The organism is Pontibacillus yanchengensis, from assembly GCF_009856295.1.
In the GTDB taxonomy this organism is placed as follows: domain Bacteria; phylum Bacillota; class Bacilli; order Bacillales; family BH030062; genus Pontibacillus; species Pontibacillus yanchengensis_A.
The window spans coordinates 99,123-119,917 of the sequence record NZ_WMEU01000005.1; the positions used below are offsets into that span (position 1 = coordinate 99,123).

19 protein-coding genes, 1 pseudogene and 1 riboswitch are annotated in these 20,795 nt (G+C 40.6%); of the genes and pseudogenes, 10 read left to right on the forward strand and 10 right to left on the reverse strand.

Annotated elements, in window-relative coordinates; genetic code table 11:
* Window positions 1-40 precede the first annotated feature (40 nt).
* Both GLW08_RS15200 and GLW08_RS15205 read right to left on the reverse strand, forming a co-directional pair.
* Entirely contained in the window at window positions 41-1,492 is a 1,452-nt protein-coding gene (locus GLW08_RS15200; protein WP_160849503.1) for a DHA2 family efflux MFS transporter permease subunit, read from the reverse strand.
* 216 nt (window positions 1,493-1,708) lie between these two features.
* The gene (locus GLW08_RS15205; protein ID WP_160849504.1) at window positions 1,709-3,151 is read right to left on the reverse strand and encodes an NAD(P)H-binding protein; all 1,443 of its coding nucleotides are present in this window, start codon (window positions 3,149-3,151) and stop codon (window positions 1,709-1,711) included.
* Between the two features lie 208 nt (window positions 3,152-3,359).
* On the opposite strand from GLW08_RS15205, the gene GLW08_RS15210 reads away from it, so the two are divergent.
* Window positions 3,360-4,163, forward strand: a complete 804-nt coding sequence (locus GLW08_RS15210) for an alpha/beta fold hydrolase (protein ID WP_160849505.1) — start codon at window positions 3,360-3,362, stop codon at window positions 4,161-4,163.
* Between the two features lie 76 nt (window positions 4,164-4,239).
* Here the strand turns inward: GLW08_RS15210 and GLW08_RS15215 are convergent, their stop codons facing one another.
* The gene (locus GLW08_RS15215) at window positions 4,240-5,796 is read right to left on the reverse strand and encodes a PTS transporter subunit EIIC (protein ID WP_160849506.1); all 1,557 of its coding nucleotides are present in this window, start codon (window positions 5,794-5,796) and stop codon (window positions 4,240-4,242) included.
* Between the two features lie 78 nt (window positions 5,797-5,874).
* Window positions 5,875-7,227 (reverse strand): 6-phospho-alpha-glucosidase, encoded by a 1,353-nt coding sequence (locus tag GLW08_RS15220; protein WP_160849507.1) that lies wholly within the window; start codon window positions 7,225-7,227, stop codon window positions 5,875-5,877.
* A 157-nt stretch (window positions 7,228-7,384) separates the two neighbouring features.
* On the opposite strand from GLW08_RS15220, the gene GLW08_RS15225 reads away from it, so the two are divergent.
* Window positions 7,385-8,095, forward strand: coding sequence for a GntR family transcriptional regulator (locus tag GLW08_RS15225; protein WP_160849508.1), 711 nt, complete (start codon window positions 7,385-7,387; stop codon window positions 8,093-8,095).
* Window positions 8,096-8,392: 297 nt separating this feature from the next.
* On the opposite strand, the gene GLW08_RS15230 is transcribed toward GLW08_RS15225, so the two are convergent.
* Complete coding sequence (locus GLW08_RS15230) at window positions 8,393-10,354, reverse strand: hypothetical protein (RefSeq protein ID WP_160849509.1); 1,962 nt, start codon at window positions 10,352-10,354, stop codon at window positions 8,393-8,395.
* A 33-nt stretch (window positions 10,355-10,387) separates the two neighbouring features.
* Window positions 10,388-11,656, reverse strand: coding sequence for an ATP-grasp domain-containing protein (locus tag GLW08_RS15235; RefSeq protein ID WP_160849510.1), 1,269 nt, complete (start codon window positions 11,654-11,656; stop codon window positions 10,388-10,390).
* A 347-nt stretch (window positions 11,657-12,003) separates the two neighbouring features.
* On the opposite strand from GLW08_RS15235, the pseudogene GLW08_RS15240 reads away from it, so the two are divergent.
* Together GLW08_RS15240 and GLW08_RS15245 are read left to right on the forward strand one after the other, a co-directional pair.
* Window positions 12,004-13,052, forward strand: a pseudogene (locus tag GLW08_RS15240) (C45 family autoproteolytic acyltransferase/hydolase).
* A gap of 16 nt (window positions 13,053-13,068) precedes the next feature.
* Complete coding sequence (locus GLW08_RS15245; RefSeq protein ID WP_160849511.1) at window positions 13,069-13,299, forward strand: excisionase family DNA-binding protein; 231 nt, start codon at window positions 13,069-13,071, stop codon at window positions 13,297-13,299.
* Window positions 13,300-13,467: 168 nt separating this feature from the next.
* Here the strand turns inward: GLW08_RS15245 and GLW08_RS15250 are convergent, their stop codons facing one another.
* Window positions 13,468-13,848, reverse strand: a complete 381-nt coding sequence (locus tag GLW08_RS15250; RefSeq protein WP_160849512.1) for a RidA family protein — start codon at window positions 13,846-13,848, stop codon at window positions 13,468-13,470.
* A gap of 348 nt (window positions 13,849-14,196) precedes the next feature.
* Window positions 14,197-14,313, forward strand: a riboswitch (SAM riboswitch).
* A 121-nt stretch (window positions 14,314-14,434) separates the two neighbouring features.
* Between GLW08_RS15250 and msrA the strand changes: the two genes are divergently transcribed.
* Window positions 14,435-14,908 (forward strand): peptide-methionine (S)-S-oxide reductase MsrA, encoded by a 474-nt coding sequence (gene msrA, locus GLW08_RS15255; protein WP_160849513.1) that lies wholly within the window; start codon window positions 14,435-14,437, stop codon window positions 14,906-14,908.
* A 68-nt stretch (window positions 14,909-14,976) separates the two neighbouring features.
* Here msrA and GLW08_RS15260 read toward each other — a convergent pair whose 3' ends face one another.
* Complete coding sequence (locus tag GLW08_RS15260) at window positions 14,977-15,495, reverse strand: class I SAM-dependent methyltransferase (RefSeq protein WP_160849514.1); 519 nt, start codon at window positions 15,493-15,495, stop codon at window positions 14,977-14,979.
* A gap of 104 nt (window positions 15,496-15,599) precedes the next feature.
* On the opposite strand from GLW08_RS15260, the gene GLW08_RS15265 reads away from it, so the two are divergent.
* From GLW08_RS15265 to GLW08_RS15280, 4 genes are all read left to right on the forward strand, one after another.
* A complete protein-coding gene (locus GLW08_RS15265) occupies window positions 15,600-15,950 on the forward strand; it encodes a thioredoxin family protein (protein WP_160849515.1) in 351 nt (116 codons plus the stop codon).
* Between the two features lie 70 nt (window positions 15,951-16,020).
* Entirely contained in the window at window positions 16,021-16,482 is a 462-nt protein-coding gene (locus tag GLW08_RS15270) for a DUF2188 domain-containing protein (protein ID WP_160849516.1), read from the forward strand.
* Window positions 16,483-16,611: 129 nt separating this feature from the next.
* A complete protein-coding gene (locus tag GLW08_RS15275; protein ID WP_160849517.1) occupies window positions 16,612-17,310 on the forward strand; it encodes an AIM24 family protein in 699 nt (232 codons plus the stop codon).
* Between the two features lie 63 nt (window positions 17,311-17,373).
* Complete coding sequence (locus GLW08_RS15280; protein ID WP_160849518.1) at window positions 17,374-17,652, forward strand: hypothetical protein; 279 nt, start codon at window positions 17,374-17,376, stop codon at window positions 17,650-17,652.
* A 65-nt stretch (window positions 17,653-17,717) separates the two neighbouring features.
* On the opposite strand, the gene GLW08_RS15285 is transcribed toward GLW08_RS15280, so the two are convergent.
* Together GLW08_RS15285 and GLW08_RS15290 are read right to left on the reverse strand one after the other, a co-directional pair.
* A complete protein-coding gene (locus tag GLW08_RS15285) occupies window positions 17,718-18,392 on the reverse strand; it encodes a hypothetical protein (RefSeq protein ID WP_160849519.1) in 675 nt (224 codons plus the stop codon).
* A gap of 66 nt (window positions 18,393-18,458) precedes the next feature.
* Window positions 18,459-18,659, reverse strand: a complete 201-nt coding sequence (locus GLW08_RS15290) for a CDGSH iron-sulfur domain-containing protein (RefSeq protein WP_160849520.1) — start codon at window positions 18,657-18,659, stop codon at window positions 18,459-18,461.
* A 211-nt stretch (window positions 18,660-18,870) separates the two neighbouring features.
* Between GLW08_RS15290 and GLW08_RS15295 the strand changes: the two genes are divergently transcribed.
* Complete coding sequence (locus GLW08_RS15295) at window positions 18,871-20,580, forward strand: WG repeat-containing protein (RefSeq protein ID WP_160849521.1); 1,710 nt, start codon at window positions 18,871-18,873, stop codon at window positions 20,578-20,580.
* The last annotated feature ends 215 nt before the right edge of the window (window positions 20,581-20,795 follow it).

Below are 20,795 nucleotides of genomic sequence, written 5' to 3' on the forward strand. Positions count from 1 at the left end.
ATTCCCCTCCTTGTACTTCCTGTATTTTAGCTAATTACAGTTAAGCGTTTTGAGTTTGTTGTGTTGATTGTTGCTGTGAACTTGCTTCTGTTTCCTGTTGTTCAACGGGTCCATCTTGTTTTTTTACGAAGAAGGATAAAACCATCCCTAAGAAGGAAAGGACAGTAATGACCATGAAGGCTACATTGACGCCATGTATTTCAGGGTTAGCGATAGAAGATTGCTGCTGAGCGGTCTCTGCTGTCTTTGTCATGACGGTTACAAGGATAGCTGTGCCTACAGATGCAGAAACCTGACGCATCGTATTACTCATAGCTGCACCGTGAGGGATGAGTTTGTCTGGTAGCTGATTTAATCCAGCTGTAGTAGCTGGCATCATGACCATAGATAGACCAAACATTCGGATTGCATAAAATACAGTTAACATAGTCAATGTCGTCGCTGTATCTAAGAAGGAAAGGAAGAAGGTAGAGACGGTGATGATGGATAAACCAACCATCGTCAAAAGTCTCGCTCCAATCCTATCAAAGATACGACCTGTAATAGGGGACATTAATCCAGAAATAATCGCCCCAGGTAACAGAACAAGTCCAGATTGTAGAGCTGTGAAATCACGCATGTTTTGCATATATAGTGGAATAAGTGTTTCAGAACCTATTAAACCGATAAATCCAATCATTCCAATCATGGTTGCAATGGTAAAGATAGGATATTTGAATACTCTAAATTCAAGCATTGGATGATGGAGTCGTAATTGACGTAGGATAAAGAAAAGTAGCGTCACAACCCCGATTACTAGTACAACGATGGTTCTGGAACTGTCCCATCCATAATTCCCAGCGCTTGTGAATCCATATAATAGACCTCCAAACCCTGCTGAAGAAAGAATGATGGAAATTGGATCGACTTTTGGTTTGGTAAGTTCCGTGACATTTTTTAATGCGTAATTGGCAATCCCAATAATGATAAAGGCGATTGGTAGAATAAACAGGAACAACACTCTCCAGGAGTAATGTTCTGTTATATAGCCAGATAAAGCCGGGCCGATGGCTGGAGCGAATGAGATGACAAGTCCAATATATCCCATGGCAGCACCGCGTTTGTTATAAGGGAAAATCATAAGAAATACGGTTTGCATGAGCGGGAGCATCACACCTGCACCACTCGATTGAATAACCCTTCCCATAATCAAAACCGGATAGTTGGGTGCAATAGCACCAACTAACGTACCAAAAGCAAATACAGCCATCGCTGTCATAAATAATTGGCGAGTTGTAAAACGTTCAATTAAAAAAGCACTGATGGGAATCATAATCCCATTCACAAGCATGAATATCGTGGTTAGCCATTGCGCCGTATTCGCCGTTATGTTCATTTCTTCCATGATGGGCGGAATTGCTGTAATCATTAGTGTTTGGTTCAATACGGCGATGAACGATCCGGAAAGAAGCAAGGCAGCAATTAAGACTTTATTATAATTTTGATCTACCATTCTGTATCCTCCTAACCTATAAATGTATTGAAAAATGATAAGTTCTATTTAAAAAGCATCGTTAATTTTCTTAAGCACCAATTATGAAATTATACTCCTTGTTTAAGAAGTAGACAACCATATTGCTTCCTTTATTTTGCATTGCTAAATTTGATCAAACGTTTGATTAATAATAATAAAGAAACCTCCTTATAACAAAGGAGGTCCGTCCACTTCCTATACAATAATGGGTTGATGGGAGGTAGTAGTATTGATGGTTTGTAAGTGTTTCTTGAATTGATGCATCACCCATAAATGAGCTTTTGCTTGGGTGTATTTATAGATGAACCATGGTAATGATGGCATGTAATCATGTATGGCAACGATACACTCTTGCTGATTAGGGATTTGTCTAAACTCTAGCCTCCCTCGTTCATTTTTCTTCGCGTCTTCAAATACACCTCCTGTAATGTAAAAAAGAGTTCGATCTACCGTGCTACGCTCTGGTGAATACGTGAATTCCAGGACAGGCTGATGCGTGATTGGGAACAGGATTTGATACTGACCCTGATCCTTTTCCCTTACCTGTAATAAAGGATGTACCATTTTAGACAACCACTCTATATAATAAAGAGCTACCCAGTCAGCCTTTTTTCCATCAGGTAGGGGAATTCGTTGCACAGATCGTACATCATGTTGAATAGATGGTGGTTGAAGTTTCATGGATGGCAATGTTTTCTGTTGGCCTTGTTTTTCCTCTTCTTGTAGAGAGTACCTTGCAGCTTCTTTGAATGGGATTTTGCCATAACTAATTTCCTCAGACATATTCTCTGGATGAGTTGTCATCGGATGAACAAGGCTTTCAATCAATGGATAGACCATTTCTTTTGGTGTGTTAGTCGTTAAACTCACCCATAATCGGGACAAGTTGACGGTTAAAAAAGGGACATCGATCAAACGTCGTTCTTTTCCCATTGCTTGAGCTGTTTGCCGCATCATTTCTTTGTAGGTCATCGTTTGTGGCCCGCCAACATCAATCGCTTTTCCAGATAAGTTAACATTACCGATGCTGTGATCTAAAGCATATAAAACATCTGGTAGTGCAATGGGGTGCGTCTTTTTCCTTGTCCATTTAGGCAACAGCATCACAGGTAGTCGCTTAACGAGCTTGGCTAAAATAGGGAAGGATGACCCTTTTGGACCAACGATAAGGCCTGCTCGGATAGTGGTCACAGGTGTTCCATACGCTCTTAGAATATTTTCTACCTGAAGACGGCTACGCAAGTGACGGGAAAGTCGTCTCGATTTAGGAATAATGCCACTTAAGTACACAATTTGTTTCAGACCTTGTTTATTTGCAGCTTGAGCAAAATTATCAGCTAATATCACGTCCATATCTTCAAACGACCCTTGTGTAAGCTTGGCAGAGGGGAGCATAGAATGGACAAGATAGACGGCGAAATCAGCGCCTTCCAGTGCTTTTTCAGCATCAGCTAACGAATATAAGTCACACGCACGCCACGTAATATGCTCTGTGTCTTGTTTGTTCTCTATGTTCCTTGAAAGGGCTATGACATCGGCATGCTTGGTCAGTTTTTGTAATAGATTATTTCCGATGTATCCACTTGCACCTGTTAAGGCGACAACAGGTCTTCTTCTGGCTGATGGGTTTTGGTTCATCACGTAACACTCCAGTACGTTATAAGTCTTTGTACCACTCGATTTACCCTTTATGTTTGTATGCTTAACGTTATAACTCTCTTCTATCTAATGAGGTGTTGGTAAATCTTATCCTACTATGGACGAGGTGGTAGGCATAAACTAGAACAACGACCACTGTAGAAGGAATCAGATAAAGGATGCGAAAAACGGTGAGGAGGACAAAGGGATGGCGTATGTGGAAGTGGATGATGGTGTTGAATTGTATTATAAAGCAGAAGGGGAAGGGAAGCCTGTTATTTTCATTCACGGCGTGTGGATGAGTAGTCGTTTTTTCCATAAACAAATGGCTTATTTTAAAGAGGGATACCGTGCAATAACATTAGATTTGCGCGGACATGGTAACGCTTCTAAAGTACAGACTGGTCATACTGTTGCTCAATATGCTCGGGATGTGAAAGCGTTCATGGAGAAGCTGGAGTTAAAAGATGTAACGCTGATTGGTTGGTCGATGGGAGCGTTTGTGATTTGGGAATACCTGCACCAATATGGAGAGGACAATATTAAAGCATCTGTCATAGTAGATGAGCTGGCTTCTGATTTTAAGTGGGACGATTTTGACATTGGTGCCTTTGATCTTGCTACTCTTACAAGTATGATGAGAGATATTCAAACAGATCAATCGCAGCTACTGGAAGGTTTTCTACCTTTAATGTTTAAAGAGGACCTCTCTAAAGAAGAGTTGAAATGGATGCTAAGAGAAACTATGAAAGTACCAGCCTCTATTGCAAGTGCTATTTTATTTGATCAATCGATTATCGATTGTCGCCCCTACTTTTCTTCGATTACGTTACCCACCTTACTTTGCTTTGGAAGAGCAGAGAAACTCATACCTGTCGCAGCCGGCGAGCATCTGCACAAAGAAATTCCGTATTCTCGTTTAGAGATTTTTGAAGATAGTTGCCATTGTCCATTTTTAGAGGAGCCGGAGCGGTTTAACATGGTGGTTGATCGCTATTTGCAGTCGTTATAGGAACACATATCAAATGATAGGTATAAACAATATTCATGCCTAATTTCGTCTTTTCGAAATTAGGCATGAACTGGGTCTAAGAAGCATTGGTTTCTTGGATTACTCTATTCATTTCATTTTTGTACAAGTCAGATCGTCCACCAAAGATCGCTTGGATGTTGTGATCAACCTTTACTACCCCTGATGCACCAAGCTCTTTCAATTTATCCTCATCTATCTTATCTAGTTCAGAAACCTCTACTCTTAACCGTGTAAAGCACGCGTCTACATGCTTAAGGTTTTGTTGGCCTCCAAGGGCATTCATAATCGCTACAGCTGTTTCTTTGGATTGGCCACTTTTATTTCCTTTTTTCTGTTCGTTGTAATCTTGTCGTGTAAATAGTTTGTTGTCTTGTCCACCACGTCCAGGTGTGGCAAGGTCCCATTTTTTTATAGCAAAAGAGAAAGAGAAATAATAGATTACAAAGAATACAGCACCAGCAACGATATTGACCCACCAGTTATTTGTTCCAGGAATGGCGTTAACAAGAATGTAGTCAATTAATCCTGATCCACCTGCCCAGCCAAGGTGGACATCTAGCATGTACATAACTGCAAAGGAAATTCCTGCTAGAAGCGAGTGGAAAAGAAACAGGAAGGGTGCAACAAATAAGAATGTAAATTCAATAGGCTCTGTGATTCCCGTTAAGAATGCTGTACCTGCTGCTGCAACTAACATGCCTTTTACGACTGGGCGGTTCTTCAAATCTGCTTGACGGTACATAGCAAGAGCAGCACCAACCAGCCCGAACATAATTACTGGGAATTTACCAGCCATGTAACGACCAGCGGTTACTTTCACACCCTCTGAAACTTGGGCAAGGAAAATGTATTGATCACCAGAAACTTGATTACCAGCTACTTCAGTTGTTCCGCCGAGAGGTGTCCATAAAAATGGAGCATACCAGATATGGTGTAATCCTGTTGGGATTAAGGCACGTTCTAGAAAACCATATAATCCGATGTAAAGTGGGTTTGTAGCTCCGTTTGAAATGATATTGGCTACGGTATTGATACCTGTTTGGATTGGAGGCCAAACGACCATCATAGCCATAGCGAGAAAGATGGAAGAGAAGACCATTGCAATTCCAACAGATCGATCTCCTGCAAAGAAACCTAGAACTTCTGGAGGATCAAATTCATGGAACTTGTTATAAATCCATACGGCTAATAAACCAACGACAATTCCCCCAAGCACGCCTGTTTCAAGCGTGGGTATGCCAAGCGCCATCCCATACTCACCGTTATTGGAAGCCATTTCAGGCGTAATACTGAGGGCAAAGGAAATGGTTTTGTTCATGATGATATAACCTAGTAATGCAGCAAGAGCAGCAATACCAGATCCACCGGTAAGGCCAATAGCAACACCAATAGCAAAAATGACAGCCAAGTTGTTAAAAATGCTAATGCCGATATCAGACATGCCTTTCCCAATAAACTGAACGATATCATTTTGTAGGAAGGTGAGTGTATCGACGAGTGGCCCTGTCAGAGCAGCACCGAAACCTAGTAAAATACCTGCCGCTGGAAGCAAGGCCACAGGCACCATTAGTGACTTTCCGAACTTTTGTAGGCTTCCGAAATATTTCTTCATGTATTATCCCCCTTTTTAGTAACCGCTTTCTTTTATGGGTAGAAAAGAACCGGAACCCTGTTCCGGTTCTGAGCCATTCTATGAAGTTACGACATGTTGCTTGTTTGCATGGAGAGTTGGCCAATAGTCTTTATTCGCATCGATAAGGTCATCAAGTATTTTTCGTGCTTTTGGAACGTCAACGACAGTCCGGTTTAACGTCAGTGCTTGTAAGGCTTTCTCATAGCTGTTTTGTTCGTATGCATCTACGACGAGCTTTTCATAAGCAAGTTGGTTTTCGATTAAACCTTTATAAAAAGTAGAAATATTTCCAACAGAGAAAGGCTTAGGTCCACGGTTTGTAATCATAGCTGGTACTTCTACCATGACATCATCCTGAAGGTTGGCAATCGTTCCGTTGTTCTCAACCATTACGATAAATATATCTTCGTTGTTATAAGCCATCGAAGCTGCTACTCGAACCATATATCGACCATGTATATCCACTTCTAATTCTACATTTTCGGTCGATCCATCTTTGATGATTTGATCGGCTAATGTGTGTACTCTTTTTTCTCTACCATTGATTACTTGGCGAGCTCGAGTGTTGGTTGGATCTTCTTTTTCTACCATTTGAGTTGGGTATAAATAATACTGTAAATACGTATTAGGTAAGTATTCAGGGAAGTCTGTCACCATCTGTTCTACTTGTTTGAACGTTTTGATCCAATTCGGATCATTCGCAATTTCTGCATCTTCAGGGATGAAGCCATCTTCTGTAATAGCTCGTTTTAATGTGTTTGTATGGTCCACACCTTGTTTATCATAAATTTTAGTGAACCAGCCAAAGTGATTTAGCCCGAAGTATTCGGGTACGAGATCAAAGACTTCTTTTCCTAGAATGCTTGCATAGCTAACCATGATAGCAGCAGGCATATCGCAAATGTTGAGGACTTTGTTGTCTTCTGGAAATTCGCGTCGCAAAGCTTCTGCTACAATCGCAGCTGGATTTGTATAGTTTAATATCCACGCATCAGGCGAAAAGGAGCGAACATCGTTTACGAGCTGAATCATATCGCCAATGGAGCGTAGGCCATAAGCCATTCCCCCAGGACCGCACGTTTCTTGACCAACCGCATCGTAGCGGAGAGGGATTTGTTCATCCTTTTCTCTCATAGCAAGACCGCCAGTACGAATTTGAATAAAAACAAAATCTGCGTTTGAGAAAGCTTCTTGTTTATCGGTCGTATAGTGAAAACTATCCAGTTCTGGGTAGCGCTCTCTAAGAATGATTTCGGAGGCTTTTGCTACCTGTTCTTGTCGGTCTACATCTGTGTCATAAAAGGTGATGGATTTTAGCGGGAACTGTTCTTTTTCTGCAATTAAGCTCATGATCATACCAATGGTGTATGTACTGCCTGCACCAACCACTACTAGGTTTTGTCTTTTCATTCTTTGAACCTCCCAAATATTTAATAGGTATTATATTTGTATCTTCATTAATTTAATACAAATATAATACCTTTTTATGAAAGCGTCAACATATAAAGTCGAGTTTTTGTGTGAAATTCGTTATAATAGGCTTATAGAACTAACAGGAGGACTACATATGGCAGATCCTTTATATAGAAAGATTGCTACCCAAATAAAGAATGAAATAAAAGAAGGGAATTGGAAAGAAGGGGAGTCTATTCCGACAGAGGCGCATTTGTCTGAGCAATATACTGCATCGCGCGTTACCATCCGTCAGGCCATCAAAACGTTAGTAGAAGAAGGGCTGCTGGAAAGAATACAAGGTAGTGGGACGTATGTAAGGGAACGTAAGGTAGAGCATAATATATTTGAACTTGTAGGGTTTACAGAGGAAATGAGAAAGTTTAACAAGCAACCAGTAAATAAAGTTCTCGATTTTCAATTAATGACTCCTACAGAACATGTACGAAGTATGCTTAATGTTCCTGAGGAGGAAAAGGTGTTCTATATAAGAAGACTGAGAATCGTTGAAGATATTCCTTACGTACTAGAGATTACATATGTTCCAGTAAGTATGTTTCCAAATTTATCTTATAGCACCATGCAAGGTTCGAAATATGACTACATCGAGAGGGAAGTCGGGATGAAGATCAAAGAAAGTTATCAAGAAGTAATCCCTATTTTACCTGAACCTGATATTGCTGAGGCTTTAACTGTTGATGAAACAATGCCTTTGTTAAAAATACAATCGTATAGTGTATTAGACAATGGAACCATTTTTGAATATACAGAGAGCTACTTTAAGAGTGATGAGTACAGATTCAAGCTAAAAGCGAGCAGACCCTAAAATAGCAGATAATAATAAAAGCCAGGACCTGATTAATAGGTCCTGGCTTTAGTATGTTGTGTAAAATATAATTTGTGGATCTAATATATATATCCAGCTCCAGCGCCCAGCGACTAGCAAACTTCCTGCTCCTCGTTGCGATAAGTCAACATCGAACGCTTGAGCTCTTTCCTTTCGGTCTACAGGACGTAGGTTGGTTCGATGTTGCTGCGTGACGCAGCGGTTTTAATCGAACTTCCTCTGAACCATTGTTGGAAAGTTTGTACGTCGCTAACCGGGCGCCCTGAGCTTTTGCTTCTAAATCCAAGTATAATCCTTGCCCCAGCTCTCTTTTGCGAGGTTCTGGGTTTTTTGGACAAGTTGAGCATCAACCGCGTATGCTTCGCCTTGTTCATATGGGTTGTAGTGAAATGCATAGAGTCTGGAAGTGAATTCGTGGAAAAGTAGGGAGCTTTCGCCTTCTTGCTCACCGTTTCCAGTCACACCTGGCTCAATGTTTTGTCCCCAGTTTTGGGAACCATCGTTATTTGGATTATAAAAGTAAATACGATATTCTCCGCTTGGATCTTTATCAATCCTTATGATGGATACCGCATGGAAACCAAGTAGTTTTCCATGAACGTTCGTAATGAAGATACCAACGGGATTTGGATAAATCATTTCATAATCATCATTGTATTCAGGGTGATGGGTTGCATAAAAAAGACGCACGAATCCTGGGTAATCGTGAATGTAACCTGTAATGGGATCAATGACCGTGCTGAATCCTTTTTGAACCCAGTTACCATAGAAAGCAGGATTGACCCAACGGTGACCATCTTCTCCACGCAAAGCCACTCTTGCCATCATTTCGCTATAAATCCGGTCAAGGTGTGGTACTAACACAAGCGAAACAGGGTCAAGCTCAGTATGAAGATCAGGAGCAAGTCCGCCACTAAGGTTTTTTGAGTGAATCGATGCCCCTTCAAAGGTGAAATCAATGTCGCCATCACGAGCAGCTCGAGGAATGATTTCTAGCAAAAATCCAGGAGCGTGTTGAGCCCATAGACTAATCCCTCTGGCAGCTTGGCAAGTAGGATTGAATCCTTGTCCAACGCCAAGTGGTTGGCCTAGAACGCTTATCGTACCAGCTACAAGGATGCTGTTCGCTGTTAATCCTTCTCCATTTTGTGAAGATTGATAGAGTGCACTGCGCACGTCTGCACGGATATCGAGTTCAATTAATCTACGAAGTCCTGGAGCGACAGGAGAAGATGAAAGAACTCCACGCTCGAGCATTAAGGCTAATCCGTAGATAGCTTGGCGGGTTGCAGGGAAGATGGAAGATTTTATGAGCTGCAGAACCAGTTCATTATTCTCTTCTAGATTCGCAATTCCTTTGCTATTTAGTTGTAAGGCGTAAGGTAGAATCCCAGGCATGCGCTTCGTCAAAAAGCGAATTAACGTAGCATGATGGGGAGCTACTAATCCAGTTTCGCGCATCGACTTAGCCAAGGCTACACTTTCGGAAATCAGTTCTCCACGAGAAAGGTCTTTTAAACGTAAGCGATATGCATTCACATCAGTGTATTGCTCGCTTAACGGGGAAGGACCTTCAATGGCTGCAATGAACCCTCTTAACTCGTTTTTATGTTCTTCATCTAAATCGGTATCTAACATGCCTTTAGCCATTTTGATCATCGATACGACACGTTTGATCATAATAGGACGTTGGGCTGTTAGTCGTTCAATTTCTTGGATGAGTGTTTTCGTTAGTTCATTAGTAGATAAATAGCTTGCGAGAAACTGAAACAGTTCACTCGCTTTCTCATCATTCTCGTGTTTTTCTATACGATCGCTTTCAGATGAATTCGGAAACAATAAATTTAAGTTAAGCGCCATGATTTCATTTAAGAAATCTTCTGCTATCTGCGCGGGTACGTTCTGAGTTTGGTAGATTTCCTTTGCAATCGCAAGCATCCGTAGTTCACTTAGGACTTCAATAATCATTGGTAATCCTTTTGCTTTTAGGGATCCTGATACAAGGGGAGCTTGCAATTTCGCTGCATCCTCCCATGGTCCATCCTGAAATACACCAGCTTTTTCAAAACGGTGAGCATACTGAAATAAATGCTCAAATCCGTCTTCCATTTCAATTAAACGGTTTGCCTCCTGATACACATCTGTTTGGTATCTTGCTTTGGCAAAGGGCGGTGCTTGATCTAAAGTGTCTAACGCTTTTTGGAATCGTTCGACGACAATAATAGTAGGCTGAGCCATATCACCTCTCCTTTCTAAAAGAGCTTCTGTTACTTAACGGTAGAAATTATATTGTTCATACAGTTTCAATAGGTCAGTCATCTCATCACTATCTTTACCAAACATAAATATCGTTCCGTAATGATTACCAAAACCAACTCGCTCGGCAACTTTCCCTTGAGGTGGTGTGAACATATCATGCTTCAAAAAGTATGGATGCTGCTCTAACTCTTCAGGAATGTTGAGATCCTCAACATAATCAATGTCAGGGTGAACCATTAAACAACCAGCATATCCTTGAAAATTATCAGCACTTGGGAAGAAGGCGTCTATCTCCTCCTGTGTTGTATTCGGATCACTACACAAAATTTGCGCTTCATAAGCACTAAATCCATATGCTCGCTCAATTAAATCAAAGATATGTCCACCAGGTACACGAGCTGCAACTTCGCCGAAATGTAACGTACCATCTGGCATAATGAAATACTCAGGGTGAATGACTCCATATTCAATTTCAAAAGCATCTACTAACTGCTGAACTGCTTTTTCAATTAATGGTCGTTTGGCTTGTAAGGATGGGGAAGCTGGTACAAAGTTAGAATAGCCCAAGCGAATATATTCTGTGATGTTCAAGAATTGCACTTTTCCTTTATGGATAAATGCCTCGCAAGAAAACTCCTGACCATCTAAGTGACTCTCCATCAATAGTGGGAAATCTACATCTTCTAGCTGACTAATATCTTCTACTGTGTCAATTGCAAGGTGCCCCACAGATCCTGCTTTATCAAGTGGTTTCACATGGATAGGATCAAAATGATCCCCATCTATTTTAAGTAAGGCTTGATTCACACGCTCTAAGAATCGTTTTACATCATCTTTCGTTCTGGCTTCTTCAAAAACGCCTACTTTGATGCCTGCAATTTGTGCTTTTCGCTTCATCATACCTTTATCACGCAGTAACCAAGAACGGTTGAATATGCGTGGGTCCTCACGGAAACGAGCGTTCAGGGCACCAGCCCATTCCACACATTCTTCATATAAAGGAATCGCTAGTTCAACGCCTAACGACTGAAGTTGTTTATATAAATTATCTGAGCTTTCATTAAGTCTACTGAAATCCCAACCAACAAACTGTAAATCATGCTTCTTTGCATAGCTTTCAAAATCAGGAGGACCAACAACGACGAAAGGTCGATTCATACGGGAAGCTGCTTCAATAGCCTCTAAACTCCATCCAATTAATGCAGTTAAGTATGGCTTTGTTTTGTCTTTCTTTTTAGCTTCTTCCACTGAGGTATTACGTTCTAGCTGATCTAATTCCATTTACTCCCTCTCCTTTTTGTGAATTGTTATGGGGTGTAAAACAGTAAAACGTTGTGAAGCAAATGCGGATGTAACTCCGAATAGCATCTCATCTTTAAAAGTAACAGAACTTCATAAAAACTGTAAGCTTTTGTTGTGGGATTCGACAGTATATGTCAAAACTAGTGAACATTCTACGAAATCTTTATCTGAAACTATCTGTTTGAAAAGTGAAAGCTTTGCGAAGTCCCTGTCAAATCAGTTACGATAAATCAGATAAAGATTATAAGGTGCCTGACCTCCAGGGCGTTGATACGTTATCGCTGAGAAGTGGTGGGGGTCTAGCACCATAAAAACGAGGGATACATATGAAGCAAATTTATAGCGATGTTTTGCAATTTCGAGGTACGCATTATGATTTTGGATATATGCAAGGTGAGTTACTTAAAGATTCGTTAACAGTAGAAAATAGAGAGAAACAGTGGAAGCTACGCAAACCTAGGTTTTCAGTAGAAGAGCAGGAAGTGAAAGACGCGATTCTCCGCTTTGCACCAGGTGTTTGGGATGAGCTAGTCGGAATCAAAGATGCAATGGATTGGCCGATGGAGCGGGTGTTGATGGAGTTTGGCGGGTATCGTCTTGATTACGTGAAGTCAGGTTGTTCGATCTTAACCGGTGACGACTACATGGTGCGTAACTATGACTATCAGCCAAAAACGTATGAAGGTCGGTTCGTATTTTTCCAGCCAAGTGATCAAGGCTATGCTATTATCGGACCTTCTCAGCGTATTACTGGACGTATGGATGGGATGAATGAAAAAGGCTTAGCACTTGGTTATAACTTCATGCATCGAAAAAAACCAGGTGAAGGGTTCATCTGCTGCATGATTGGAAGGCTGATTTTAGAGAGCTGTGCAACTGTTGAGGAAGCGGTAGCGATGCTGCAAGAGATTCCGCATCGCCATTCCTTTAGCTACATTGTGTTTGATGCGAGTGGGCAAACCTATGTGGTCGAAACATCCCCGCGAGGAGTCGAAGTTCGCCAATCCAATGCATGCACGAATCATTTTGAATGTATGAAAGACGAAAACAGAAATTATTTAGCTGATTCCTATCGCCGTTTAGATACGATGAATCAACAAAAAGATCAGCTGAGCTCTCCCTATGAGGCCTTCCGATTATTAAATGATACTGACAAGGGTGTGTTCTCAAAGCAATACAAAAATTGGGCAGGCACCATCCACACATCAGCGTATTTTCCTCAGGAGAAAAAGGCATGGTTTGCATTAGGTGGAGATCAGGGATTGTTTTTGATTTTGATAAGTGGTTAGCTGGAGATGATGTAGCTACGGAACGTATTACTGGAGAAGTAGATACAGGTCTTCCATTTCCGCATATGGATGAAAACGCAAGATAGAAGAGGGGGGCAGGTTATGTACTTAACCATACAAGAAACAGCAGAATATTTAGAACTCCCAGAAGCCTATATAGAAAAACTAGTCCAACAGAACCGCATCCGTTCCTTACATGACGGCGAGCAATTTCTAATTAACAAAGAACAATTCAACACTCATTTCGAACAAATGGAAAAATACCGCGAATATGTTCAGCAGATTTTGAATGAACCACTACCGGAGGACATGGATGTAAAGGATGAGGATTAGTGTTGTAGAGGTGAAAACGCTAAAGTAGCGGATAAGAGCAGAAAAGTGCGGATATCTGCGCCAAATCAGCGGATATACGTGCTTAGACACCCAATTCTGACAAATAGCAATCACACAAAAAACAAGTGAGCTGCCTCAGCTCACTTGTTTTGCTCCCATTTCGTATTACTATTCCTTCACAGCAATTGCTTCCACTTCAACCTTAGCACCTTTTGGTAGGCGTCCTACCTCAATGGCTGCGCGGGCAGGATATGGTTCGCTTAGGAAGCTTGCGTACACTTCGTTTACTACAGCGAAGTCGTCCATGTTATCAAGATAAATGTTGGCTTTGGCGATGTGCTTGTAATCCAAGCCGGCTTCTTTCAAGATCGCGCCAACGTTTTTCATCACTTGTTCTGTTTGCTCTTTTACGTCATCAGAAACGAAGGCTTGTGTTTCTGGATCTAACGGGATTTGTCCAGATACGAATAGTAAATTTCCTAGGTCTACAGCTTGGGAATAAGGTCCAATAGCTGCTGGTGCTTGATCTGTAGCAATTGGTTTAAACATGAAACAACACTCCTTTTTCATCCTATTATAGGGGGTAGCTACCTTTTTAGAAAAGGAAAACCATTCTACAAAGTGGAAGGGATTCTCCAGGTTCAAGTGTGGCACGTTATTAATTGCCTTTCTCTTAAGCCTGTGGTATTCTTATACGTAATGCCATCCCTTAAATCGATACGACTGCGGGAACTTAACCACCTGTATGGGATGGCAGGTTATTTATAAAAAACAACTATCATGTTTTTACATAGACCATCATACACTACCTCATAAGAAAAAATGTAGTTTATTACTTTACTTCGCTACCAAATGTATGTATGATGTGTGTTAACAAATAATTTAAATAGCGCTAACTTCTTATCCAGAGAGGCGGAGGGACTGGCCCTTTGATGCCCGGCAACCATTCAATCAATTTATTATTAATTGGAACGGTGCCAATTCCTGCAAGGTGAAGACCTTGGGAGATGAGAGGATCGTACGGTTATATACTTACGACCCCTTTCTTGGATGAGAAAGGGGTCTTTTACGTAAATAAAAGGCTCGTCGATCTCTACGATAGAAGTTTTCGTTACAGAGAAAGGAAGAGATGATTATGGCAACAGCATTGTTTGCGGCAGGATGTTTTTGGGGAGTAGAGGCATTTTTTGAACGACTTAATGGCGTTGTGACGACTCGAGTTGGTTATTCAGGCGGCCATGTTGAGAATCCATCCTATGAGTTGGTCAAAACAGGGACGACAGGTCATGCTGAAACAACCAAAATTGAATTTGATCCAGACATTATCTCCTACCAACAACTAGTCGATGTATTTTTTGAATGCCATGACCCAACATCTATCAATCGCCAAGGTGAAGATGTAGGCTCGCAATATCGTTCCATTATCTTCTATGGAGATGAGGAGCAAAAAGAAATTGCCGAACAAAAATTGCAAGAGTGGTCCAATAAAGGGATTTTCAAACGTCCTATTGTAACCGAAATTACTGAATCTGCACCTTTTTATGATGCTGAAGAATACCACCAAAAGTACTTGCAGAAAAATGGATCCGTTTCATGTGGGGTCGTGTGATGAACTTATCATCACACGATTTTTTTACACGTTTTCGTATTCTCTGTTTTTGCTCAAGCGCCGAGTTTCTAACCTTCCATTTTATACACATAAATCGGAGTCACCCCAATTGAAACTTGTTTCTCAGGATGATGACCTGGTAAAGCAAACGTATGAGTGATAAGTCTAGTGGGAGATGCCTTATTACGAAGCTTCGTCATTGCGTCAACGTATAAATAACAAAAGACCACATCATACTGAGAGGAATCGACGTGGAAAAAATCTTTTTTCCAAATATAGAGATTAGCATGATCGCTCATCCGTAGGCGAGCCTTCATTAGAAAAAATGGAATCCATGAGGTTTCATATGCATCTACCCTGGCATTAGGGAATGTCTTGGCGAAACCAAAAGCCATGGTGCCAAATCCCGCTCCGAAATCAGCGACCTTCATTGGTTGATAAGACTTGGTCAAAGAGAGTACTTCTTTTTTGACGCGAGTGTTCGTGGGCGTTGGGGTTATACCATTTTTTATTGAAAAATAGGCAATAGATAATAAACTCAATATAACAACAATCAGTACTATCCCTTGTACGACAGTATAAACCATATGGCGGACCTTCCTTTATATACGTATGGGGGTAAGCAAAAATAGCGATTCTACAAAGAGAACCTGATATAATACAGGTAGAAAAATAAAAGGTGTTGATGTAAATGAAACGTGCACAATCAATAGAAGAAGTGCGATCCTTCGTACAACAAGAAGATATTTCCCTATTATATATTTCTAGACCGAACTGTTCTGTTTGCCATTCCTTACTTCCACAGGTAGAAGAACTATTGGAAGATTATCAAAAAGTATCTACCCTATATGTAGATGCAGATGAGATTCCAGAGATTGCAGGAGAATATGAAATTTTTACTGTACCTGTTTTAATTGTATCAGTGGAAGGAAGAGAAATGTTCCGAAAAGCCCGAATTGTTCCGATAGAAGAATTAAACCAACAACTAGGAAAGCTTTATAGCGCGTACTGGGACGAAGGGACAGGTTCCTCGTCTCAGTAAGTGGTTTTGGATAGGAATGGAACGGTAACGTATATTATAAGAGAATATACTGTTGCGGAGGTGTACGTGAATGCCTTGGGATACAGATGATTATCCAAGTTCATTAAAGAATCTAGAAACCCCTGTCCGAAAAAAAGCCATCGAAATTGCGAATGCTATGTTAGATGAAGGGTACGATGAAGGAAGTGCTATTCCCATTGCAACTGAGCAAGCAAAAGAATGGTACGACGACGCTAGTGAAGATGAAATCACAGAAATGAAGCAAAAAAGCGACGAAAAATTAAAGCAGCGTGACCCTGAGGGCCAGCAATACGATAGTCGTCCGGAATTACTAGACAAGGGAGAGCATGTGGTCTCTCATGAAGATGGTTGGGCTGTACAAGCAGAAGATGCCAAGAAACCAGCAGCCACTTTTGATAATAAAAGTGATGCGATAGATCGGGCTAAAGAGATTGCATCCAACAAAGGAACTCAGGTTATTATTCACAGAAAAGATGGTAGCATCCAAGACCATATCGGATTTGGTTCATAAAGTGAAAAGCAAAGCATAAATTGACTATAGAAAAGTCCTGTCTATTCATGAATAGACAGGACTTTTGAATGTTATTAGAGAAATAATAATGTATAGAAGAACAAGAAGGTTTCAGAAAGGGAGTTCACGATGAGTAATTATTCAATAGAAGAATTTATTAAACAAACGAAACAAGATGAAAATGAGAATAGTTTCTTTGAACTCGAGACGCAACGTATGCTTGAGGTGAATTTGACAGATGAAGTATGGGCGAAGATGGGTTCGATGATTTCCTATACAGGGTCCATTAAATTTGAGCGTGAAGGCATTTTAGAGCATGGCTTAGGCAAGATGTTTAAGAAGGCTTTTTCAGGAGAAGGCAGTGCTCTAATGAAGGCAAAAGGTCAAGGGAAACTGTACTTGGCTGATCAAGGAAAAAAGATTACTATTTTAGATTTAAATAATGAAGCAATCACGGTCAATGGTAATGATTTGTTGGCATTTGAGCCAGGTATTGATTGGGATATTCATTTAATGAAAAAAGTTGCTGGTATGATGTCAGGCGGACTCTTCAATGTATCTCTTGAAGGTAGGGGAATGGTTGCAATCACCTCTCATTATGAGCCACTTACATTATTAGTAACACCAGATCAGCCTGTTGTTACCGATCCTAATGCTACCGTTGCGTGGTCGGGCCATCTACAGCCTGAGTTTCTAACAGATGTAACGTTAAAAACATTTTTTGGTAGAGGGAGTGGAGAATCCATTCAAATGAAGTTTTCAGGAGAAGGATTCGTAATTGTACAACCATTCGAAGAGATTTATTATTCCTCTTCAAGTCAATCGTAATAGGGTTAAAATTATGTCGTATCGTCCATACTGCTCCTAAATAGGAAATTGGGAGCGATGCGGATGATCCATCAGTTGAAACGAATTGAAAAAAGTCCAAATCGAAGGTCAAGCCATAAAATCGTGGGGATTAGTGAGTCCGAGCGAGAAGAATGGCTATGGACAGCTTTTGTGAAAGGGAAAAAAGTCATGTGGATGTTTGTGTCCAGTCGTCCTTTAATGCTTAATGGGAGAGAAGTGCAGTGGAAGGGGCAAGAGACGGTTCCACCGGAGATAGAGTCTCATGTGAATCAAGTAGCTGCACAGATTGGTGATTTATTTAAAACAGTAGAAGTATCATAGACATAATGTAAAAGAATCCTAGTGCCATGTTTCGGCACTAGGATTTCATTTTGCCTAACGTCCTATTACTCTATCTCTATCGATTCTAACTCCACATATTGAAGCCATGTTGCGATGTTGATTTTTTGAACGAGTTTCTCTGCTTTTTCCTCTGAAAAACCACCGGCACTTTGTACGGAGTCCGTGTTAAGTGGGGTGGACACCCGCGGAGCTGCTACATATGTTGGGTTGTCTTTATCCTTCTCTTCTTTATAGCTTTGACTCTCTTCATAGTTAATCCATATAACTAATTGATTTTCCCTGTTCTCTCGATTAGCAATCTCTTTGGTGATTTCGTGGAAGTGATCTTTGTCCTTCATTTGGACAGCAATGGAAGCCGTGTCCAAATCTTTTCGTGTGTTAACTTCTGCCGAACCGGGAACTAGATCCTTTTCTCCGAGCATTTTTTCATCGTTAGCATCACGAAAGGAAAGATCAATCCCTTCGTTCAAGCTTTTTTGTAAGGATTCTTTTTGAGATGGCGATATGTTCTCGTTCAGTGTGGCGGTAACTTCATCCTCTGAAATATTTACCAATCCGTCCATTTCCAAAAGAGATAGTATAGAAGAAACAGATTCTTTCGCTTTCTCATTATCAACATTTTCTGCGGCAGTGAAATGAAGCGTTGAGCCACTAGTTCCACATCCCGTAATGAAGATCGTAAGCATAAAGACAGATATCATTAGCCAAATTTTTCGCATAGTGAGGGACCCCTTTTCCTACGGTTTACCTCTTATCATAAAGGATGATAGATAATGATGTAATAATTAGGAAGAAGGTTGTGCTCTGCAAGCATCTTTGAATTTCCCCTTATGAGAACCATCGCAAAATGGCTTATTCGAAGAAAAGCCACAACGACAAAGGGAACAAACCTTTTTCGTTTGGAATGTATTTCCCTCTGCATCCACGATTTCGAAATCCCCAGAAATAAATAAAGAACCATTGTCTTTGACTTGAATTTTCGCCATATCAACACTCCTCTCATCAACTTTCTTTCATATATATGTTTATAGAGCTCGTCCTACCCAGCCAATTGCACCCAGACATCGAGCCAACCTACGTCGTGTGGGCAGCAGTTTGTACGTCGCTAACCGGGCGCGCTAAGCTTTTCTTTACGCAAGCGTCCAAGCGGTCTCTCATATAATACAGGTAAAGTGCCTATAGAAATGAGGGAGTGCGATGCATCCTAAATTATTTCCAGCACCTATCAATAGTAAAGAGGGAGAACGGTGGGGCTACATTGATGTGAGAGGTGATTTTCGGATTCAGCCCCAATATGGAATGGCTAATGATTTTCAAAAGAACGGATTGGCTATTGTGGAAGCAGAGAATGGGAATTACGGAGTGATTGATACAAAAGGTCATTTTATAGTAAACCCTAATTATCAATTTATTTCTCCTTATCAGGATGGAAGGGCTGTTGTGTCAGACCAAAAAGGTTACAGTGTTATAGACGAAAAAGGAAATGTTCTTACAAATACGTATTATAGTTTCATCGGTTCTTATCAAGATGATGTAGCTGTATTTAGTCAACAAAAGGAAGAGGGGACATTATACGGCTATTTGAATAAAAAAGGAGAGGAAGTAATCCCCGCACAATACTTGCTTGCAGAGGATTTCAAAGAGCGTAAGGCACTCGTTAAAATTCATGAAAATCAATATGCCCTACTCAATAAAGAAGGAAAGATTTTATATACGTATCCTTATCCTTACGTTGGGCAACGTGGTGATGGTTTACTAGCGTTTCAACGTGATGCAGATGGAAAATATGGTTACATCAATGAAAGGGGTAAAGTGGTTTTAGAACCACAGTATGATGGAGCTCAAGCGTTCCGTGATGGGAGGGCAGTGGTTAACCGCATTGATGATTACCTTTACTATTACGGGTTGATTAATAAGAGTGGCAAGAAGATAGTAAACATAGAATATAATGATATCGAACAGTTAGGAGAGAACCGTATTTCTGTTGGGAAAGCGGTGAATGCTGATCAACCTTATCTAGGTTCTCTTTACGCAATAGCTACGAGCAATGGAGAGCTTCTTAGTGATTACCGATATGAAAGTGTACTGCCTTATAAAAAGGGTCTTGCATCAGCGCATGATCGTGAACATACTTTCTTTTTGAACCGTAAAGGTAAAATCGCTCAGAACCTGCCTATACTCCCAGGGCAGGGAACATTATCTATAGAAGGTCCACTAATCAAAGCAAAGATTGATTATCAAATCTACTATGTGAATTACGCTGGAGAAATAGTCTGGCGTCCAAGAAAAACGATTCGATTAAACAATCAGTATCGAGTGCTACAAATGAAATATAAACCCAATCCTGATTACCTTGTTTACTATCCTATTGTTCGCGGGATGGAAGATGTAGTGGCACAGCGAGAAGTTAATGACAGATTGAAGGAATATTCTCAAGTGAAACCTATTCCATCTGATCAGCAATTAGAATATAGCTACTATGGTAATTTTGAAATTGAATTTTTCCAGAAAGAATTGCTTGTTCTGGAATTGAATGGGTCTCAATATTACTTTGGAGCTGCACATCCTATGCCGACCAAAATCTATACGAATATAAATCTAGCTGATGGGGAGTTTTTTGAACTAAAGGATTTATTTAAGTCTGGAAGCTCTTATGTAGAAGTTATTAGTGAAATTGTCGCCGCACAAATAGCAGAAGATGAAAATAATTTTTATGTATTCCCCGATGCATATCAAGGCATTAAACCAGATCAACCTTATTACGTAAATAACGAAAGCTTATTCGTTTATTTCCCTCCTTATGAAATAGCTCCTTATGTCGCTGGGTTTGTTACATTTGAGATTCCATTTTCCGAGATAATTGATATCATTGATCAAAAGGGAGCTTTCTGGAGGGCATTTCATTAAATCCTGCTATAGTAGTAGGGTTATTTTTTTTGTATTAGAATGTTAGTAATTAGAGAGGTGCCAAAGAAGGGGCCTCTCTAGTTGTCTAGCGTATTATAAAAATATTGGCTTGTATATAACATAATAAGTATAGAGGCGAGTCCAGCTCCAGCGCCCAGCGACTAGCAAACTTCCTGCATCTTCTTACGATAAGTCAACATCGAACGCTTGCGCTC

What these genes read in the sequence shown, in the direction of transcription:
- GLW08_RS15225 (WP_160849508.1), top strand. Translation starts at nt 7,385, where the DNA reads ATGGCAGATCCTTTATATAGAAAGATTGCTACCCAAATAAAGAATGAA.
- GLW08_RS15265 (WP_160849515.1), top strand. Translation starts at nt 15,600, where the DNA reads ATGAAACGTGCACAATCAATAGAAGAAGTGCGATCCTTCGTACAACAA.
- GLW08_RS15250 (WP_160849512.1), bottom strand. Translation starts at nt 13,848, where the DNA reads ATGTTTAAACCAATTGCTACAGATCAAGCACCAGCAGCTATTGGACCT.
- msrA (WP_160849513.1), top strand. Translation starts at nt 14,435, where the DNA reads ATGGCAACAGCATTGTTTGCGGCAGGATGTTTTTGGGGAGTAGAGGCA.
- GLW08_RS15235 (WP_160849510.1), bottom strand. Translation starts at nt 11,656, where the DNA reads ATGGAATTAGATCAGCTAGAACGTAATACCTCAGTGGAAGAAGCTAAA.
- GLW08_RS15205 (WP_160849504.1), bottom strand. Translation starts at nt 3,151, where the DNA reads ATGAACCAAAACCCATCAGCCAGAAGAAGACCTGTTGTCGCCTTAACA.
- GLW08_RS15275 (WP_160849517.1), top strand. Translation starts at nt 16,612, where the DNA reads ATGAGTAATTATTCAATAGAAGAATTTATTAAACAAACGAAACAAGAT.
- GLW08_RS15295 (WP_160849521.1), top strand. Translation starts at nt 18,871, where the DNA reads ATGCATCCTAAATTATTTCCAGCACCTATCAATAGTAAAGAGGGAGAA.
- GLW08_RS15215 (WP_160849506.1), bottom strand. Translation starts at nt 5,796, where the DNA reads ATGAAGAAATATTTCGGAAGCCTACAAAAGTTCGGAAAGTCACTAATG.
- GLW08_RS15245 (WP_160849511.1), top strand. Translation starts at nt 13,069, where the DNA reads ATGTACTTAACCATACAAGAAACAGCAGAATATTTAGAACTCCCAGAA.
- GLW08_RS15210 (WP_160849505.1), top strand. Translation starts at nt 3,360, where the DNA reads ATGGCGTATGTGGAAGTGGATGATGGTGTTGAATTGTATTATAAAGCA.
- GLW08_RS15290 (WP_160849520.1), bottom strand. Translation starts at nt 18,659, where the DNA reads ATGGCGAAAATTCAAGTCAAAGACAATGGTTCTTTATTTATTTCTGGG.
- GLW08_RS15230 (WP_160849509.1), bottom strand. Translation starts at nt 10,354, where the DNA reads ATGGCTCAGCCTACTATTATTGTCGTCGAACGATTCCAAAAAGCGTTA.
- GLW08_RS15200 (WP_160849503.1), bottom strand. Translation starts at nt 1,492, where the DNA reads ATGGTAGATCAAAATTATAATAAAGTCTTAATTGCTGCCTTGCTTCTT.
- GLW08_RS15270 (WP_160849516.1), top strand. Translation starts at nt 16,021, where the DNA reads ATGCCTTGGGATACAGATGATTATCCAAGTTCATTAAAGAATCTAGAA.
- GLW08_RS15280 (WP_160849518.1), top strand. Translation starts at nt 17,374, where the DNA reads ATGATCCATCAGTTGAAACGAATTGAAAAAAGTCCAAATCGAAGGTCA.
- GLW08_RS15260 (WP_160849514.1), bottom strand. Translation starts at nt 15,495, where the DNA reads ATGGTTTATACTGTCGTACAAGGGATAGTACTGATTGTTGTTATATTG.
- GLW08_RS15285 (WP_160849519.1), bottom strand. Translation starts at nt 18,392, where the DNA reads ATGCGAAAAATTTGGCTAATGATATCTGTCTTTATGCTTACGATCTTC.
- GLW08_RS15220 (WP_160849507.1), bottom strand. Translation starts at nt 7,227, where the DNA reads ATGAAAAGACAAAACCTAGTAGTGGTTGGTGCAGGCAGTACATACACC.